Origin of the sequence: Bradyrhizobium sp. B120 (assembly GCF_049075665.1) — a bacterium.
Taxonomy (GTDB): Bacteria; Pseudomonadota; Alphaproteobacteria; order Rhizobiales; family Xanthobacteraceae; genus Bradyrhizobium.
The window spans coordinates 138,842-155,215 of record NZ_CP185242.1 but is presented as its reverse complement, the minus strand read 5'-3'; the positions used below and the strand labels follow the sequence as shown (position 1 = coordinate 155,215).

Here is a 16,374-nt window from a genome sequence, read left to right as displayed (position 1 = left end):
CCCTTACGTGTCCCGGACGCGGTGCAGCGTGCAACGCTGCTCCGCAGAGCCGGGGCCCATTCTCGCAAACTGCGCGTCCAAAGTTAGGCCCCGGCTCAGCAGCGCACCACTTCGCGCTGCGCTGCGTCCGGGGCGCGAGACTCCCTCACCTCAGCGCAAACCGCACCCCTGCACGGGCGAGACCGCCGGCGATGCCGACCGGCGTGCCGTCGGCACGCCAGCAGGCGGCGCCCGACATCGTGCCGTCAGCGTGGAACTGGATCGCGTTCATGCCGCCGGCGACCGTCGGCACGACCTGTACCTTGTGGCCCTTCGCCGACAGCGCGGCACGGATGCTCTCCGGGATCGCCTGCTCGACCTCCAGCGCATTGCCCTCGGTCCAGACCCGCGGCGCCTCGACCGCCTCCTGCAGCTCCATGCCGTGATCGATCAGGTTGATCAGCGCCTGCATCGCGCTCGGGAAGATGCGCTTTCCGCCGGGCAGGCCGAGCGCGTAACGCAATTTGCCGTCGCGCAGCGCCATGATCGGCGACATCGAGGTGGTGACGCGCTTACCCGCGGCGAGCGAGAGCGCATGCCCTGGCCGCGGATCGAACAGGTTCATGTAATTGTTCGGCACGGTGCCGAGGCCCGGGATCAGGATCTTGGCCCCGAACAGGTTGTTGATGGTCTGCGTGGTCGCGACCACATTGCCCATCGCATCCGCAGCCGTCATGTGCGTGGTGTGCGCGCTTTCGAGCTGCGTGACGCCGGCGCTCCAGGCCTGTGCGCGGTCGGGATCGATCGCGCGGCGGCGCTCGTCGGCATAGGCCTTCGAGGTCAGCCGTTCCACCGGGACGTTGATATAGGCGGGATCGCCGCTCGCGGCCGCGCGATCGGCAAAGGCAATCTTCAGCACCTCGGCGAGATAATGGATCGTCTCGGTCGTGCCGAAGCCGAGGCGCGTGATCTCATAGCCTTCGAGGATGTTGAGCATCTCTGTGATATGCACGCCTGACGCTGCCGGCGGCGGGGGCCCGAGGATTTCCCAGCCGCGGTAGTCGCAGCGGATCGGCTGCCGCTCGACGGTCTTGTAGGCCGCGAGATCCTCCTGCGCGATGAAGCCGCCGTTCCTCTTCATGTAGTCGACCAGGATGTCGCCGAGCGGTCCCTGATAGAGCGCGTTGTCGCCATGATCCGCGATGTATTTCAACGTCTCGGCATATTCGGCCTGCACCACCCGCTCGCCCGGCTTCAGTGGCGTGCCGCCAGGCAGGTAGATCGCCGCGATCGGCTTGTCCTTCAGCATCTCCTCGGCGCCGTCGGTGATGCATTCGTGCAAGTAAGGCGTTGCCGCATAGCCGCGCGCGGCGTGCTTGATCGCGGGCTGCATCACGTCGGCGAGGCTCATGGTGCCGAAGCGGCGCAGGGTTTCGCACCAGGCCTTCAGCGAGCCCGGCACCGCGACCGCCTTCGGTCCGTTCAAATTCTCGTTGCCGACGGTGTCGAACACGTCATGCGCCGAACCGGGCTTCGAGGTGTAGGTATCCGGCCGCACCGCTTTCGGCACCGTGCTCTGACCGTCGATGAAGCGATGGCTGCCGTCGGCGAGGCGGATATGCGCCATGCCGCCGCCGATGATGCCGACCATCATCGGCTCGACCACGGTCAGCGTGAACAGGGTCGCGATCGCTGCATCGATCGCATTGCCGCCGGCAGCCAGCATCTCGGCGCCGGCGCTCGATGCCAGCGGATGATTGCTCACCACCATGCCGCGGCTGCTGGTGGCCGGCTGCTTCTCGCACTGAAAGCTTGTCGCGGCGCGATCGCGCCAATTGCCGTTCATCGCCATTGTGTTCTCGTTGTTGATGGAGCGATGGGCGCCATGTTCTGCGGCCTCGCATCCGCGGTCAAGCCGCCGCGGATTTCCCCACGGCGGCATTCAAAACCGGGGTCACGTCGCCGCGCGATCGCGCAGCCAGGTTTCGCGCGTGACCTTCCACTTCTCGGCTCGGGACTCGCCATTGTGGTGCGGAAGTTCGACGAAACCGACGAATTCGGCTCCGGTCTTCTGCTTGACCCGGCGCGAGGCGACGTTGGACGGCGCGTTGCAGACATGGAAGTGATCGAGGCCGAGCGTCAGGAAGGCGAAATCATTCACCGCGGCGATCGCCTCGGTCATGAGGCCACGATTCCAGTACGGCTCGGCCAGCCAGAACCCGCGATTGCCCTTGCGGCCGTCGGCGCGCGGACGGAAATTGATGTTGCCGATCGCCTCGCCATCGCCGGTGCGCAACACCAGCACCCATTGATAGCTTTCCTCGCCGGCCGCGATCTTATCCAGCTCGCGCTTGATGAAACTTTCCGCGCCGTCGTCGGGATACGGCCACGGCACCACCGTTGCGAGATTTTTGATCACGTTCCAATTGTTGAAATGACGCTGGATAGAAGCGGCATCCGACGGCGCAAGCGGCCGCAGGATCAGGCGTTGCGTCTCGATGCGTGGCGTCTCGAACATGTTACTTCTGGCACTTCGGGCACCAGAACGTGGAGCGGCCGTTCTGGGTGAAGCGCCTGACGATGCCGCCGCAGCCTGACGTGCGGCAGGTCTCGCCTTCGCGGTCATAGACCTGGAAGGAATGCTGGAAATAGCCGAGATCGCCGTTGGTCAGCCGATGATCGCTGATCGAGGAGCCGCCGGCCTTGATCGCCTGGTTGAGCACCGAATGGATCGCATCGACCAGACGTTTGGCATGGTCGGTAGGCTCGGCCTTCTTGGTTGCAAGCGTCGCGGCCAATCGCCGCGGCGACAAATGCGAGCGAAACAGCGCCTCGCAGACATAGATATTGCCAAGTCCCGCCACCACGCGCTGATCGAGCAACGCGGCCTTCAGGCTGGTCTTCTTGTTGTGGCAGGAACGCGCCAGCATCGCCGCGCCGAATTCGTTGCCGAGCGGCTCGGGGCCGAGCCCCTTCAACAACGGTTCATCCTCGATCGCGTTGCGGGCGATGATCTTCATGTAGCCGAAGCGCCGCGGATCGTTGAACACGACGGCCGCGCCGGACGACATGTGGAACACGACATGATCGTGGGCGCGATCCTCGCTGCGCGGATAATGAAACTTCCCCGGCGCCGCCGCGCCCTCCTGCTTCAGCACGCGGAACGAGCCCGACATGCCCAGATGCATCAGCAGCACGTCGCCGGAGTTCAGGTCCGCCATCAGATATTTGGCACGGCGGCCGAGCCCGGTGATGGTCTGGCCTTCGAGGCGGGCGATAAAGTCTTTTTGAAACGGAAACCGCAAATCCTTGCGGCGGGCCTCGGCCTTGAGGATTTTGGACCCTTCCATGGCCGGTTGCAGGCCGCGGCGGACGGTCTCGACTTCGGGTAATTCCGGCATGGTAGGCATTCACCTTTTGGAAGTGACGTGATAGCGCCATTGCGGCCGCCGCGCTATGGTCCGGCTGGAGCGTTTTGGAGCGAAGCGGGCACCGGTTCGCGTGAAGAAAACGCGACCAAACAGGGTAAGAGTTCTGAGTGATGGATCGGCTGGATCAAACCACCCATTTCGGCTTCAGGGACGTGCCCCTGGGCGAGAAGCAGACGCTGGTGAACGAGGTGTTTCACAGCGTGGCGTCGCGCTACGACCTGATGAACGATCTGATGTCGGTAGGCCTGCACCGGGCCTGGAAGGACGTCATGATCACGACGCTCGACCCGCCGAAGGGCGAGCGGCCGTTCGCGCTGCTCGACGTCGCCGGCGGCACCGGCGACATCTCGTTCCGGGCAGCCAAGACCGCGGGCACCGGCTTTCATGCCACGGTCTGCGACATCAATACCGACATGCTCGCCGTCGGCCGCGAGCGCGCCGCCAAGCAGCACCTCGATGAACGCGTGTCGTTCGTCGAGGGCAATGCCGAGGCGTTGGGTTTCGCCGACCGCGCGTTCGACGCCTACACCATCGCGTTCGGTATCCGCAACGTGCCGCAGATCGAGCTTGCGCTGCGCGAAGCCTACCGGGTGCTCAAGCCCGGCAGCCGCTTCCTGTGCCTGGAATTCTCCACCGTCGATGTGCCGGGCCTCGACCGGATCTACGACCTGTTCTCCTTCAAGGTGATCCCGCCGCTCGGCCGTGCCGTCACCGGCGACGCCGAGTCCTATCAATATCTCGTCGAGTCGATCCGCAAATTCCCGCGGCCGAGCGCGTTCGCCGACATGATCGGCGCCGCCGGCTTTGCGCGCGTGAAGTGGCAGAGCCTCTCCGGCGGCATCGTGGCGCTGCATTCGGGCTGGCGTTTGTGATCTCTGCACTGACCCACATCTCGCGCCTTGCCCGCGCCGGTTTCGTGTTTGCGCGCGAGGGCGTGTTCGGCGTCGTCGATCCCGCGCTGGTGCCGCCGCCCGGGCAGCTTGCGCTGAAGCTGGCGCGGCTGATCGAGCGCCGCTCCGCCAAGTCCGGTCCGCGGCTGTCGCGCGCGTTGACCCGGCTCGGGCCCGCCTATCTCAAGCTCGGGCAATTCCTCGCCACCCGGCCCGACGTGGTCGGCGTGGCGATGGCGCGCGATCTCGAAGCCCTGCAGGACCGGCTACCGCCATTCGCGCAGGAGGAGGCAGAAGCCGTCCTCACGCAATCGCTGGAGCGGCCGCTGTCGCAGGCCTTTGTGCATCTGGGTCCGGCGGTCGCCGCAGCCTCGATCGCGCAGGTGCACCGCGCCGAGGTCGAGCGCGACGGCGTGCGGCATCAGGTTGCGGTCAAGGTGCTCCGGCCCAACGTCGCGGCGCGCTTCCGCCGCGACCTCGGCGACTTCTTCTTTGTCGCGCACAAGGCCGAGACGCATTCCGCCGAGGCGCGGCGCTTGCGGCTGATTGAGGTCATCAACACGATGTCGCGCTCGGTCGCGATGGAGATGGACCTGCGGCTCGAGGCAGCCGCGCTGTCCGAGATGGCCGAGAACACCCGCGACGATCCGGACTTCCGCGTGCCGGCGGTGGATTGGGATCGCACCGCGCACAGCGTGCTGACGATGGAGTGGATCGACGGCATCGCGCTGAACGATCACGCCCGCCTTGCGGAGGCCCAGGTCGACCTGCCCGATCTCGGCCGCAAGGTGATCCAGAGCTTCCTGCGTCACGCGCTGCGCGACGGCTTCTTCCATGCCGACATGCATCCGGGCAACCTGTTCCTCGACGAGGCCGGCCGCCTCGTTGCCGTGGATTTCGGCATCATGGGGCGGCTCGGGCTGAAGGAGCGGCGCTTCCTCGCCGAGATCCTGCTCGGCTTCATCACCCGCGACTATCGCCGCGTCGCCGAGGTGCATTTCGAGGCCGGCTATGTGCCGAGCCATCATTCGGTGGAGAATTTCGCGCAGGCGATCCGCGCCATCGGCGAGCCGATCCACAACCGCACCGCCGAGGAAATCTCGATGGCGAAGCTGTTGACGCTTCTGCTCGAGGTCACCGGCCTGTTCGACATGCAGACGCGGCCCGAACTGATCCTGCTGCAGAAGACCATGGTGGTGGTCGAGGGCGTGGCGCGCGGCTTCGATCCCAAGCTCGACATCTGGAAGATCGCCGATCCGGTGGTGCGCGAATGGATCACGCACAATCTCGGCCCGGCCGGACGCATCCAGGGTGCAATTTCGGGTGTGGGCGAGCTCGGCCGCGTCATCGCCAACCTTCCGTCGATCGCCAGCCGCGCCGTGACCGTACTCGAGCAGTTGGAGACCATGACGCGGGAGGGCCACATGCTGTCGTCCGACTCGATCGACGAAATGGCCCGCGCCGAGGCCCGCAAGGCGCGGGTGCAGACCGTCGGCCTCTGGGTCATTGCCGCCGCCCTGATCGCAATCTTTTTCGCCATTCGGGCTCACTGATTGCAATGCATGCACCATGTGATAGCATCGCTATCATATTTGAGCATGATGCTGGGGGCACGCCATGGCCAGCCTGACCATCCGCAAACTCGACGACACGCTGAAGGCCTATCTGCGGCTTCGCTCCGCCAAAAACGGGCGCTCGGTCGAGGAGGAGATCCGGGTGATCCTCCGGGACCTCGCAGACGGGGGAGCGGAGCCCGCAGAGACGCCCAGCCCAGGTTCCCTGACGGTTGCAGCCCCTGCACCACGGGTCGCCAGCGCGGCCGGCGAGCCCAAGGTGACCCTGATCATCGGCGGCGGGATCGCGGCCTACAAGGCGCTGGATTTGATCCGGCGGCTCAAGGAGCGGCACATCCAGGTCCGCTGCGTGCTGACCAAGGCGGCCCAGCAGTTCGTAACCCCGCTGGCGGCCAGCGCGCTGTCGCATGAGCGCGTCCACACTGACCTGTTCGACGCCGAGAGCGAGTTCGACGCCGGCCATATCCGCCTGGCGCGGGACTGCGACCTGATCGTGGTGGCGCCGGCGACCGCCGACCTGATGGCCAAGATGGCGCAGGGCCATGCCGACGATCTCGCCACCGCCACGCTGCTTGCGGCCAACCGGCCGATCCTGCTGGCGCCGGCGATGAATCCCTTGATGTGGAACAACGCGGCGACCCGTCGCAACGTGTTGCAGCTCCGCCGTGACGGCGTCCACACCGTCGGTCCGAATGCAGGCGAGATGGCGGAAGCCGGCGAAGCCGGCGTCGGGCGGATGGCCGAGCCGACCGAGATCGCCGCCGCCGCCGACCGCATGCTGCGGCCGCCGCAGCCGCGCCCGCTGGCCGGCAAGCGCGTGCTGATCACCGCCGGCCCGACCCATGAGGCGATCGATCCGGTCCGCTACATCGCCAACCGCTCCTCCGGCAAGCAGGGCTTCGCCATTGCCGCCGCCGCGCGCGCCGCCGGCGCCGAGGTCGTGCTGGTGACCGGCCCGGTCGAGCTCGGCGATCCCCAGGGCATCTCCGTCATGCGCGTGGAATCCGCGCGCGACATGCTGCACCGGGTCGAGGCGGCGCTGCCGGTCGACGTCGCGATCTTTGCCGCCGCGGTGGCCGACTGGCGGGTTGCCACTGAAGGCAGCCAGAAACTGAAAAAGACCTCGGCCGGGATGCCGCCGCTGCAACTGGTCGAGAACCCCGACATCCTTGCGACGATCTCCAAGCTGAAGGACAAGCGGCCGCCGCTGGTGATCGGCTTTGCCGCCGAGACCGAGCACCTGATCGAGAACGCCAAGGCGAAGTTCGCGCGCAAGGGCTGCGACTGGATCGTCGCCAACGACGTCTCGCCGGCGACCGGCGTGATGGGCGGCGATCGCAACACCGTTCACCTGCTCTCGCGCGAGGGCAAGGATGTCACCGTCGACTCCTGGCCTGTGATGACCAAGGAAGAAGTCGCGAGCGCGCTGGTGTCGCGCATCGCAAGAGCCGTAGGAACCGCATCGTGAGCGCCACCATCAAGGTCGAAATCCACCAATTGCCGCATGGCGCAGATCTTCTGCTGCCGATCTACCAGACCGCCGACGCAGCGGGGCTCGATCTGCTGGCCGCGGTGCCGCGGTCGGCGCCGCTGCTGCTGCTGCCGGGCCGCTACGAGATGGTTCCGACCGGGCTGACGATCGCGCTGCCGCCGGGCTACGAGGCGCAGGTGCGGCCGCGTTCCGGCCTCGCCGCCAAATACGGCGTCACGGTGCTGAACTCGCCCGGCACGATCGACGCCGACTATCGCGGCGAGATCAATGTGCTCCTGATCAATCACGGCCAGGAGGCGTTCTCGATCCGGCGCGGCGAGCGCATCGCGCAGATGGTGATCGCGCCGGTCACAAGGGCCGAGCTGGTTCCGGTCGACGTGCTGTCGCCGACCGATCGCGGCAGCGGCGGCTTCGGCTCGACCGGACGCTAGAACGCGACCGGAGAAGTGTGCGGCCGTCTCCGCAAGATCACGCTTCGGGCGCGCGCTCCGCGCGAATACGGAGTCAATTCGCATAAAATCCACATCAGCCGCCGCATTTTTTCACAGCGGATTCTGCGTTCACGGTCTGGACTCTTACTCGCCGAGTCCGGTTGGGACTATTCTGGATTGATTCGAGCGCGACGGGGGGTCTTCGTCGCGCTGTTGGGTCCTGCTTGGGCATGATCCCCGGACAAACGTTATACGTTTGCCGTGGGGGAATACCGGTCTTTTCCGGATCATGCCTTAAGGTTTGTGCGTTCTGGGGCAACATATGTCGGGCGTAGTCGCGGCAATGCGTCGAACCCTGCTGTCATGCACCTCACTGGCGCGCGACGGCATGCTTGGGCTCGCCATCACCGCATTGCTGCCGGCCCGCACCTCCTTCGCCGCCGAGAGCCTGGTGGTCCAGGCGATGTCGGATCATTTCGGCTTCAATCATCAGGAGATCGCGGTTCTCGCGACGTCGTTCGCGCTGGTAGGCTTTTCCGCCGTCGCTGCAATCCTTTTGATGCGCACCCGCCTGCGCGCCACCCGGAATGAGGAGCAGCTGCACTCCGAGATCACGGACCTGCAGGCGCAATCGGACCGGCTGCGCGCGCTGCTGTTCGTCGAACCGCAGGTCCTGATCTCCTGGGCCGCGGGCGACAACCGGCCGCAGATCTCGGGCGACGTCTCGCTGGTGATGTCGCAGGAAAGCGCGCCGCAACGCATCCTTGCGTTCGGAACCTGGCTGCCGCCCGAGCCGGCGCTGCAGATGGACCACGCGGTCGACGCGCTGCGCGAGAAGGGCGAGGCATTCCTACTCAACCTCTCGACCTCGGCCGGCCGCGCCATCGAGGCGATGGGCCGCGCGATCGGCGGCCAGGCCATCGTGCGGATCCGCGAACTCGGCGGCCTGCGCCGCGAGCTCGCCGAATCCAACCTGCGCTACAAGACGCTGCAGGAGGAGACCGAGCTGCTGCGCGATTTCGCTGCCGCCGTGCCATGGCCGATCTGGGCCAAGAGCCTCGAGGGCAATCTGCGCTACGCCAACGCGGCCTATGTCCGCGCCACCGAGGGCAAGAGCGTGTCGGACGCGCTGCAGCGCAATCTCGAACTGCTCGAAAGCGACCAGCGCACCGAACTGACCCGCGCGCTGAACGACAATGCCAATTACATCGCACGGCTGCCGATCGTGGTCAGCGGCGAGCGGCGGATCTACGACGTGCAGGCGCTAAAGCTAAGCGGCGGCAGCGCCGGTATTGCGATCGACGCCAGCGAAGCCGCGGCGCTGCGCGCGGCGATCGCGCGGATGGTCGATGCGCACCGGCGCACCCTCGATCAGCTATCCTCGGGCGTCGCGGTGTTCGATGCCGACCGGCGGCTCACCTTCTACAACGAGTCCTACCGGCGGCTGTGGGGCCTCGACCAGGCTTTCCTCGACAACAATCCCGACGATTCCAGCGTGCTGGACCGGCTGCGCGCCAACCGCAAGCTGCCCGAGCAGCCGGACTTCCGCGCCTGGAAGGCCAAGCTGCACGAGGCCTACCGCGCGGTCGAATCCGAGACCTACACCTGGTTCCTGCCCGACGGCCGCGCCATCAGCGTCGTCACCACGCCGAATCTCGAGGGCGGCGTCACCTATCTGTTCGACAACGTCACCGAGAGCCTCGACCTCGCGCGCCGCTACGACCGCCTGACCCGGGTGCAGCGCGAGACCCTCGACAATCTCGGCGAAGCGGTCGCCGTGTTCGGCAGCAACGGCCGCGCCGAGCTGTTCAACCCGCCGTTCGCCAAGATGTGGAAGCTGCCGGCCGACGCGCTGCAGGGCGAGCCGCATATCGAGGCGGTGGAAGCGCTGTGCCGGCCGCTGTTCGACGACGCGCTGACCTGGCGGACGCTGCGCGAGCAGATCACCGCGATCGAGAACCGCGCCCAGGTCGCGCTCAAGCTCGAGCGCAAGGACGGCAGCGTGCTGAATTGCATGACCATCCCGCTGCCCGACGGCAAGACCCTGCTGGCGTTCCAGGACATCACCGACACCGAGAATGTCGAGCGGGCGCTGCGCGAGCGCAACGAGGCGCTGGAAGCCGCCGACCAGATGAAGGTGGATTTCGTCCACCACGTCTCCTACGAGCTGCGCGCGCCGCTCACCACGATCATCGGCTTCGCGCATTTCCTCAGCGATCCCTCGACCGGACCGCTGACGCCGAAGCAGGCCGAATATCTCGACTACGTCACCAAATCGACCAACGCGCTGCTGGCGCTGACCAACAACATTCTCGATCTCGCCACCATCGACGCCGGCGCGATGAAGCTCGAGCTCGGCCCGGTCAATATCGGCCAGGCGATCGAGGCTGCCGCCGAGGGCATCCAGGACCGTCTCGCGACCGACCGCATCACGCTCAAGGTGGATATCGAGCCCAACATCGGCGCCTTCGTCGGCGACGAGCGGCGCGTGGTGCAGGTGCTGTACAATCTGCTCGCCAATGCGGTCGGCTTCTCGCCGCATGACGCCACCGTCGCGATCAGCGCGCACCGCACCGAGCACAGCGTGGTGTTTTCGGTGACCGACGCCGGTCCCGGCATTCCGGCCGAGATGCGCGACAAGGTGTTCAACTGGTTCGAGAGCCATTCGCACGGCTCGCGGCATCGCGGCGCCGGGCTCGGCCTGTCGCTGGTCCGCTCCTTTGTCGAACTGCATGGCGGACGGGTGCGCGTCGATTCGACCGTAGGCCGCGGCACGACCGTGACCTGCGACTTCCCGATCGACCAGACCGCACATCGCAACGCCGCGGAATGACGGCGACCTCGACATTCTCGGTGGCGCTCGCGAATGAGACCGCGACGGCCGAGCTGATGGCCGACCTCGCGCTCCTGATCGGCGCCGGCGACGTCATCACGCTGTCGGGTGACCTCGGCGCCGGCAAGACCGCGGCCGCCCGGGCGCTGATCCGCTACCTCGCCACCGACGATACGCTGGAAGTGCCGAGCCCGACCTTCACGCTGGCACAGACTTATGACCTGCCGTCGTTTCCGCTGGTTCATGCCGACCTCTACCGCATCAACGATGCCAGCGAGCTCGAGGAGATCGGGCTGTCGCCGCTGCCCGACGACATCGTGGCGCTGATCGAGTGGCCGGAACGCGCGCCGGACGCCATGCCCACTGACCGCATCGACATCGCGTTCAGCCACCGCCCGGCGCTCGGTTCGGCCGCCCGCGCGGCCGAGATCACCGGCCACGGCAAAGGCGCAGCGAAGGTCGCGCGGCTCAACGAGCTGCGCCAGTTCCTCGAGCGCGGCGGCTTCCTCAACGCCCGGCGCGAGCGCATGCCGGGCGATGCCTCGACGCGATCCTATGCGCGGCTGCGCAACGACGACGGCAGCGTCATCCTGATGAACTCGCCGCGCCGCCCCGACGGCCCGGCGATCTACAACGGCAGGTCCTACAGTGCAGCGGTGCATCTCGCCGAAGATGTCCGGCCGTTCGTCGCCATCGGAAACGGCCTGCGCAAGCACGGCTTCTCCGCACCCGCGATCCGCCACATCGATCTCGAATCCGGCTTCCTGATCACCGAGGATCTCGGCGCCGAAGGCGTGATCGAGGGCGATCCGCCGCAGCCGATCGCCGAGCGCTACGAGGCCGCCGTCGACATGCTGGCGGCGCTGCATCGAGAGGCGCTGCCGGAGCAGCTGCCGCTGACATCAGACGAGAGCTACGATATCCCCGTGTTCGATATCGACGCCTGGCTGATCGAGATCGGGCTGATGCTGGAATGGTACTTGCCCGACCGCGGCGTGCAGCCAAGCGAGGATCTCCGCAGCGACTTCCTCGGGATGTGGCGCGGCCTGCTGCAGAAGCCTGCCGCGGCGCCGCAGACCTGGGTGATCCGCGACTTCCATTCGCCCAACATCATCTGGCTTGCCGAGCGCACCGGCATCCTGCGCGTCGGAATCATCGACTTCCAGGACGCGCTGCTCGGCCCTGCGGCCTATGACGTGGTGTCGCTGCTGCAGGATGCGCGGATCGACGTGCCCGAGCAGCTCGAGCTGTCGCTCTTGACCCGCTACATCAAGGCGCGGCGCGCGACCGACGAGAGCTTCGATCCGGCGGGCTTCGCCGAGCTCTATGCAATCATGTCGGCGCAGCGCAACACCCGCCTGCTCGGCACCTTTGCGCGGCTCAACCGCCGCGACGGCAAGCCGCAATATCTGAAGCACCAGCCGCGGATCTGGACCTACCTCGAACGGTCGCTGGCCCATCCGGCATTGGCCACCTTCCGCATCTGGTACACAGCCAACGTCCCTCCCCCAGTACCGTAGTTTACGGGTTGTTAGCCTTGCGTCTCCTAAGGTTGCGGGGGCCGCATTTCATTCATGGCGCGGCCCGATGGGGAGCAGGACCACACGATGGGGACGGAACGACGCAAGGGCGATCGTGTCACGTTTGAGCGCGGCATAGCCGCGCACATGATGGGCATTGACGGCACCTGGCGGCGCGACTGCACCATGGAAGACGTGTCGGAGACGGGCGCCAAGCTCTCCGTCGACGGCTCGGTCGAGGGCTTGAACCTGAAGGAGTTTTTTCTGCTGCTGTCGTCCACAGGATTGGCCTATCGCCGCTGCGAGCTGGCGTGGGTCAATGGCGACCAGATCGGCGTCAACTTCCTTAAACAAGGCGACAAGAAGAAGAAAACTGCCAGACGCGGCGCGCAGGCTGCCGACGTCTAGGCTGTCGTCGCTATTGCCGTCTTACGGCCGTCATGTCCTGTGACTATGGCGTCTGATCGATGCGCTTGCCGAATCGCCGTGATATGATCGGCGCCGAGAGATGATGACCGAGAATATCAGGAAAATGCCCGTCACTCCCCACAAGGCTATGGTGCTCGCTGCGGGCCTCGGCGTGCGCATGCGCCCCCTGACCGACACGATGCCGAAGCCGCTGGTGAGCGTCGCCGGCCAGCCGCTGCTCGACCATGTGCTCGACAAGCTCGCCGGCGCCGGCGTCAGCGAAGCGGTCGTGAACGTACACTACCTGCCCGACCAGATCATCGAGCACGTCAAGACCCGCACCCGCCCGCACGTGATCATCTCAGACGAGCGCGACCAGGTGCTCGGCACCGGCGGCGCGGTGGTGAAGGCGCTGCCGCTGCTCGGCGATGCGCCGTTCTTCCATCTCAATGCCGACACGATGTGGATCGACGGCGTGCGCTCCAATCTGGCGCGGCTGGCGGAGACCTTCGATCCCGAGCGGATGGATATTCTGCTGCTGATGGCGCCGACCGCCTCGAGCATCGGCTATAGCGGCCGCGGCGACTATTCGATGTTGCCGGACGGCGCGCTGCGCAAGCGGCGGGAGAACCAGGTGGTGCCGTTCGTCTATGCCGGCGCCGCGATCATGTCGCCTGCGCTGTTCGCCGACGCGCCTGCCGGCGAATTCTCGCTGACCAAGATGTTCGACCGCGCCAACGAGCAGGAGCGGCTGTTCGGCCTGCGCCTCGACGGCGTCTGGATGCATGTCGGGACCCCCGACGCGATCCTGGCCGCGGAAGAAGCCTTCCTGGAAAGCGTCGCGTAAGCCGCTCGCCGCCGTCAGCCTTCGGCGTCGATCGCGAGCACTGCAAAGCTCGCGAGCCAGTGCTCGCCCATATAGTCGCTGGCGATATGCGGCAGGCCGGCGTCGAGATGGCCCCGCGCAGCATCCAGCAGGATCGGGCGGCGCGCGTCGCCCTCCGGCAACGCGCCGGCCAGCGCGCGCCAGCACCATGCCCGGCTGAGATTGAGCCCGTCGAGATGCGCAAGCTTGCCATCCGACCGATCGGTGACCGTGGCCGACCGGAACAGGGTTGCGGGTTCGCGTTGCGCGAGCCGCGGCAGGAAGCAGTCGAACCAGGGCAGGAAGTCGCCGGGCGGCAGCAGCCGGCGCATGCATTCGGCTTCGATCAGCGCCGACGACTGGAAATCATCGCCGCTCGGCTCACCCCAGGCGGGGCAATCCTGATCGGCGCCGTACCAGCGCAGCGCCGTCTCACGTAACAGCGCGTCAAACGCGTCGTCCTGCGTCACTGCGGCGTAGTCGGCGGCCATGCGCAGCCCGAACGCGGTGTTGAAATGCGTCCCGACCCGCACCGGATAGGTGGCGAGCGGCAGAAATTCGCGAAAGCGCTGTGCGAAGATGGCGGCAAGCGGCGCAATTTGCTCGCGCCAGCGCGTCTCGTCGAGCAGCGCGAGCTCGGCGGCAAGCTTCAACAGCCAACCCCAACCGTAAGGCCGCTTGAAGCCGCGCGCCGTCGGGGCTGCGAGATAGGCACATTCGGCCGCGATCTTCTCGGCAACGAACTGTGCGTCAAATAGCGTGCGGATATCGCCCGCTACTTCGGACGCCGGATAGCGGCGCAGCAGCCGGGCTAGCATCCAGTAGCTGTGGACGCAGGAGTGCCAGTCGTAGCTGCCGAAGAACACCGGATGCAGCTCGCGCGGCGTGCGTGCATCCTGTGGACCTGCCAACACGTGATCCGGCTTGTTCGGATATTCGCGCGTGACATGGCCGAGCGCGATACGGGCAAAACGGCCGGCGAGGTCTTCGGTCAGGATCGTCTCGCTCATGACGGGGCTTTCTCCTTGCGCTCGCGCCGAACCAGCAGCTCGATCAGGCGCGGCATCATATAGATCGGAAACTGCGTGGCCGCGAAGAACAGCGCCGTCATCGGCGACACCGCCGCGCCCATCGCCGACCAGACCAGTCCGACGTTGCGGTTGCTCAGAATGAGGCCCGTGGTCAATCGCTCGGCCAGCGGACCCGGCGTGAGTAGCGCGCCGAGCGCTTGCAGCGCGAGATTGCAGGCGAAGGCAAGGCCCACCAAAGTCAGCGCGGTGGCCGGCTGCGCTGCGATCTGTGCACGCACCCCCGCCATGGTGGAAATCGCGAACACGAGCAACGAGGCGAGCACAAGCGCGTCGATGATGCGCGAATTCCGCACCAATTGTGCAGCGGCCTGACGGCGCAGCAAGAGCGCCAGCGCGCCGGCACCGATAACCAGCAGCGCCAGCCGCGCGGCGAGCGCCAGCGGATCGAGCGCGAGACCGGCAAATCCCGCCGCGATCAGCGGAACCGTGACCGGCGCCAGCACCATCGACAGCAGCGTCACGGCGAGCGGAATGGTCGCGTCGAAGCCGAGCATGCGCGCGACTGCCGCCGTGCCGGTCGATGGCGGCGCGCACACCGACAGCACCAGCGCAACGATCAGTTCGGTGCGAAATCCGGCGCCGCGCGCTGCGAAGCCGACCGCGAGCGGACAGGCCAGCATCGCCAGCGCCGGTAACAGCAGCGAGACCAGCGGACGCCCCAGCGCACGCCGGAACGCCGCGCCGTCGACCTGGAGAAAAGTCCCGAGGACGAGAACGAAGATCGCCGCCGCCATCAGCGGGCGCACGCCGGCCGCCAAAGCAGGGAAAGCCAGCCCGGCCAGCACGCCGATGACCAGCAAGGTCGGCCCGCGCGGCATCAGCTTCGCGAATGATCGTCCCAAGTTTCTTTCCGCCTCGTGGTCGTGTCCGGCGCGACCGTAGGCGCATGCAGATCATTGTTGAAATCGATTGTTCTTATAAGCATTATTGCTGTGATGAATTTATCCGCCGTCGATCTCAACCTGCTGGTCGCCTTCGAGGCGCTGATGGAGGAGCGCCACGTCACCCGTGCGGCCGAGCGCATTGGCCTCGCCCAGCCGTCGATGAGCAGCGCTCTACGGAGGCTGCGCGCGCTGTTTGCGGACGAACTGTTCCTGCGCGCCGGCGCGGGCATGCAGCCGACCGAAAAGGCACTGGCACTAGCCGGGCCGATCGGTGAGGCGTTGCGGCACATAAGGGGTGCGCTAGCGCCCGATCGGGGTTTCGATCCGGCCACCGCGCGAAGGCGCTTCACCATCGCGGCGACCGACTACGGCGACCTCGTTCTGGTGCCGGAATTGAGCCGCTTGTTGCGCATGGAGGCGCCGGGTATCGACCTTGCCGTGCGTCCGCTCACCGATGCGACGGCGGCCCTGGCAAAGCTCGAGCGCGCCGAACTCGATGCGCTGATCGGCGGCCATCTACCGAACTCGCCACGCTGCGTCCGGCATCGGCTGTTCGAGGAACGTTTCGTTTGCATCCGCGATGCCGCGCGCGCGAGCCGATCGGAAGCGCTCGGCCTGGAGGATTATGCGACCCTGCCGCATGCGCTGTTCTCCGCGGCCGGCGGCGACGGGCTGCCGAGCGTGATCGACGCGCTGCTGGCGCGCCATCGGCTGAAGCGACGGGTGGCCGTGACGCTGGCGCATGTGGTGGCCGTTCCCTTTGCCGTGGCCGGCACCGATCTCATCGCCACGATGGCCGAGCGCGTCGCCCGCCGCTTCACGCATCTCGCCGAAATCGCCGTCGTGACGCCGCCGATCGACATTCCTGCCTTCGCAATCGACCTGATCCATACCGTCCGCGCGGCTGAGGATCCGGCGCTGCGCTGGTTCCTGGATGCCGTCGATCGCTGCGCCGCCCGGCTGCGATAATCAGCGG

Annotated in this window: 14 protein-coding genes; 9 read left to right on the top strand and 5 right to left on the bottom strand. The window is 66.6% G+C overall.

Translation table 11 applies throughout. The features are described 5' to 3' along the window. Positions 1 to 145 precede the first annotated feature (145 nt). The 3 genes from ggt to mutM all read right to left on the bottom strand — a co-directional run bounded on the left by ggt (position 146) and on the right by mutM (position 3,380). Positions 146 to 1,825 (bottom strand): gamma-glutamyltransferase, encoded by a 1,680-nt coding sequence (gene ggt, locus ACOIX3_RS00750; protein ID WP_420971942.1) that lies wholly within the window; start codon positions 1,823 to 1,825, stop codon positions 146 to 148. Between the two features lie 108 nt (positions 1,826 to 1,933). Then, positions 1,934 to 2,497, bottom strand: coding sequence for a GNAT family N-acetyltransferase (locus tag ACOIX3_RS00745; protein ID WP_420967951.1), 564 nt, complete (start codon positions 2,495 to 2,497; stop codon positions 1,934 to 1,936). A 1-nt stretch (position 2,498) separates the two neighbouring features. Then, the gene (gene mutM, locus ACOIX3_RS00740; RefSeq protein WP_420967950.1) at positions 2,499 to 3,380 is read right to left on the bottom strand and encodes a bifunctional DNA-formamidopyrimidine glycosylase/DNA-(apurinic or apyrimidinic site) lyase; all 882 of its coding nucleotides are present in this window, start codon (positions 3,378 to 3,380) and stop codon (positions 2,499 to 2,501) included. A 140-nt stretch (positions 3,381 to 3,520) separates the two neighbouring features. Here mutM and ubiE point away from each other — a divergent pair, with 140 nt between their 5' ends. From ubiE to ACOIX3_RS00700, 8 genes are all read left to right on the top strand, one after another. After that, positions 3,521 to 4,282 (top strand): bifunctional demethylmenaquinone methyltransferase/2-methoxy-6-polyprenyl-1,4-benzoquinol methylase UbiE, encoded by a 762-nt coding sequence (ubiE, locus tag ACOIX3_RS00735; RefSeq protein WP_420967949.1) that lies wholly within the window; start codon positions 3,521 to 3,523, stop codon positions 4,280 to 4,282. Further along, entirely contained in the window at positions 4,279 to 5,853 is a 1,575-nt protein-coding gene (ubiB, locus tag ACOIX3_RS00730; RefSeq protein ID WP_420967948.1) for a 2-polyprenylphenol 6-hydroxylase, read from the top strand. Before ubiE ends, ubiB begins: the two co-directional genes overlap by 4 nt. Before the next feature lie 64 nt (positions 5,854 to 5,917). Beyond that, positions 5,918 to 7,342, top strand: a complete 1,425-nt coding sequence (gene coaBC, locus ACOIX3_RS00725; RefSeq protein ID WP_420967947.1) for a bifunctional phosphopantothenoylcysteine decarboxylase/phosphopantothenate--cysteine ligase CoaBC — start codon at positions 5,918 to 5,920, stop codon at positions 7,340 to 7,342. Beyond that, a complete protein-coding gene (dut, locus tag ACOIX3_RS00720; protein ID WP_420967946.1) occupies positions 7,339 to 7,797 on the top strand; it encodes a dUTP diphosphatase in 459 nt (152 codons plus the stop codon). The genes coaBC and dut overlap by 4 nt, the downstream gene beginning before the upstream one ends. Positions 7,798 to 8,119: 322 nt before the next feature. Next, on the top strand, positions 8,120 to 10,630 hold the full coding sequence (locus ACOIX3_RS00715; RefSeq protein ID WP_420967945.1) for an ATP-binding protein: 2,511 nt from the start codon (positions 8,120 to 8,122) through the stop codon (positions 10,628 to 10,630). After that, entirely contained in the window at positions 10,627 to 12,150 is a 1,524-nt protein-coding gene (gene tsaE / locus ACOIX3_RS00710) for a tRNA (adenosine(37)-N6)-threonylcarbamoyltransferase complex ATPase subunit type 1 TsaE (RefSeq protein ID WP_420967944.1), read from the top strand. Before ACOIX3_RS00715 ends, tsaE begins: the two co-directional genes overlap by 4 nt. Before the next feature lie 87 nt (positions 12,151 to 12,237). Next, positions 12,238 to 12,558 carry a PilZ domain-containing protein gene (locus tag ACOIX3_RS00705; protein WP_092120760.1) on the top strand — a complete coding sequence of 107 codons (321 nt, stop codon included), beginning with the start codon at positions 12,238 to 12,240 and terminating at the stop codon, positions 12,556 to 12,558. Positions 12,559 to 12,682: 124 nt separating this feature from the next. Beyond that, positions 12,683 to 13,405, top strand: a complete 723-nt coding sequence (locus ACOIX3_RS00700) for a nucleotidyltransferase family protein (RefSeq protein ID WP_420967943.1) — start codon at positions 12,683 to 12,685, stop codon at positions 13,403 to 13,405. A gap of 14 nt (positions 13,406 to 13,419) precedes the next feature. Here the strand turns inward: ACOIX3_RS00700 and ACOIX3_RS00695 are convergent, their stop codons facing one another. Beyond that, positions 13,420 to 14,433: a DUF2891 domain-containing protein gene (locus ACOIX3_RS00695; RefSeq protein WP_420967941.1), complete on the bottom strand. Its 1,014-nt coding sequence runs from the start codon at positions 14,431 to 14,433 to the stop codon at positions 13,420 to 13,422. Continuing rightward, complete coding sequence (locus ACOIX3_RS00690) at positions 14,430 to 15,356, bottom strand: hypothetical protein (protein WP_420967940.1); 927 nt, start codon at positions 15,354 to 15,356, stop codon at positions 14,430 to 14,432. Before ACOIX3_RS00690 ends, ACOIX3_RS00695 begins: the two co-directional genes overlap by 4 nt. Positions 15,357 to 15,413: 57 nt before the next feature. Here ACOIX3_RS00690 and ACOIX3_RS00685 point away from each other — a divergent pair, with 57 nt between their 5' ends. After that, positions 15,414 to 16,367: a LysR substrate-binding domain-containing protein gene (locus ACOIX3_RS00685; RefSeq protein ID WP_420967939.1), complete on the top strand. Its 954-nt coding sequence runs from the start codon at positions 15,414 to 15,416 to the stop codon at positions 16,365 to 16,367. Positions 16,368 to 16,374: the final 7 nt, after the last annotated feature.

Excerpts from the sequence above, each read along its gene's own strand:
- ggt (WP_420971942.1), bottom strand. The coding sequence starts at position 1,825 with ATGAACGGCAATTGGCGCGATCGCGCCGCGACAAGCTTTCAGTGCGAG.
- ACOIX3_RS00745 (WP_420967951.1), bottom strand. The coding sequence starts at position 2,497 with ATGTTCGAGACGCCACGCATCGAGACGCAACGCCTGATCCTGCGGCCG.
- mutM (WP_420967950.1), bottom strand. The coding sequence starts at position 3,380 with ATGCCGGAATTACCCGAAGTCGAGACCGTCCGCCGCGGCCTGCAACCG.
- ubiE (WP_420967949.1), top strand. The coding sequence starts at position 3,521 with ATGGATCGGCTGGATCAAACCACCCATTTCGGCTTCAGGGACGTGCCC.
- coaBC (WP_420967947.1), top strand. The coding sequence starts at position 5,918 with ATGGCCAGCCTGACCATCCGCAAACTCGACGACACGCTGAAGGCCTAT.
- ACOIX3_RS00715 (WP_420967945.1), top strand. The coding sequence starts at position 8,120 with ATGTCGGGCGTAGTCGCGGCAATGCGTCGAACCCTGCTGTCATGCACC.
- tsaE (WP_420967944.1), top strand. The coding sequence starts at position 10,627 with ATGACGGCGACCTCGACATTCTCGGTGGCGCTCGCGAATGAGACCGCG.
- ACOIX3_RS00705 (WP_092120760.1), top strand. The coding sequence starts at position 12,238 with ATGGGGACGGAACGACGCAAGGGCGATCGTGTCACGTTTGAGCGCGGC.
- ACOIX3_RS00700 (WP_420967943.1), top strand. The coding sequence starts at position 12,683 with ATGCCCGTCACTCCCCACAAGGCTATGGTGCTCGCTGCGGGCCTCGGC.
- ACOIX3_RS00695 (WP_420967941.1), bottom strand. The coding sequence starts at position 14,433 with ATGAGCGAGACGATCCTGACCGAAGACCTCGCCGGCCGTTTTGCCCGT.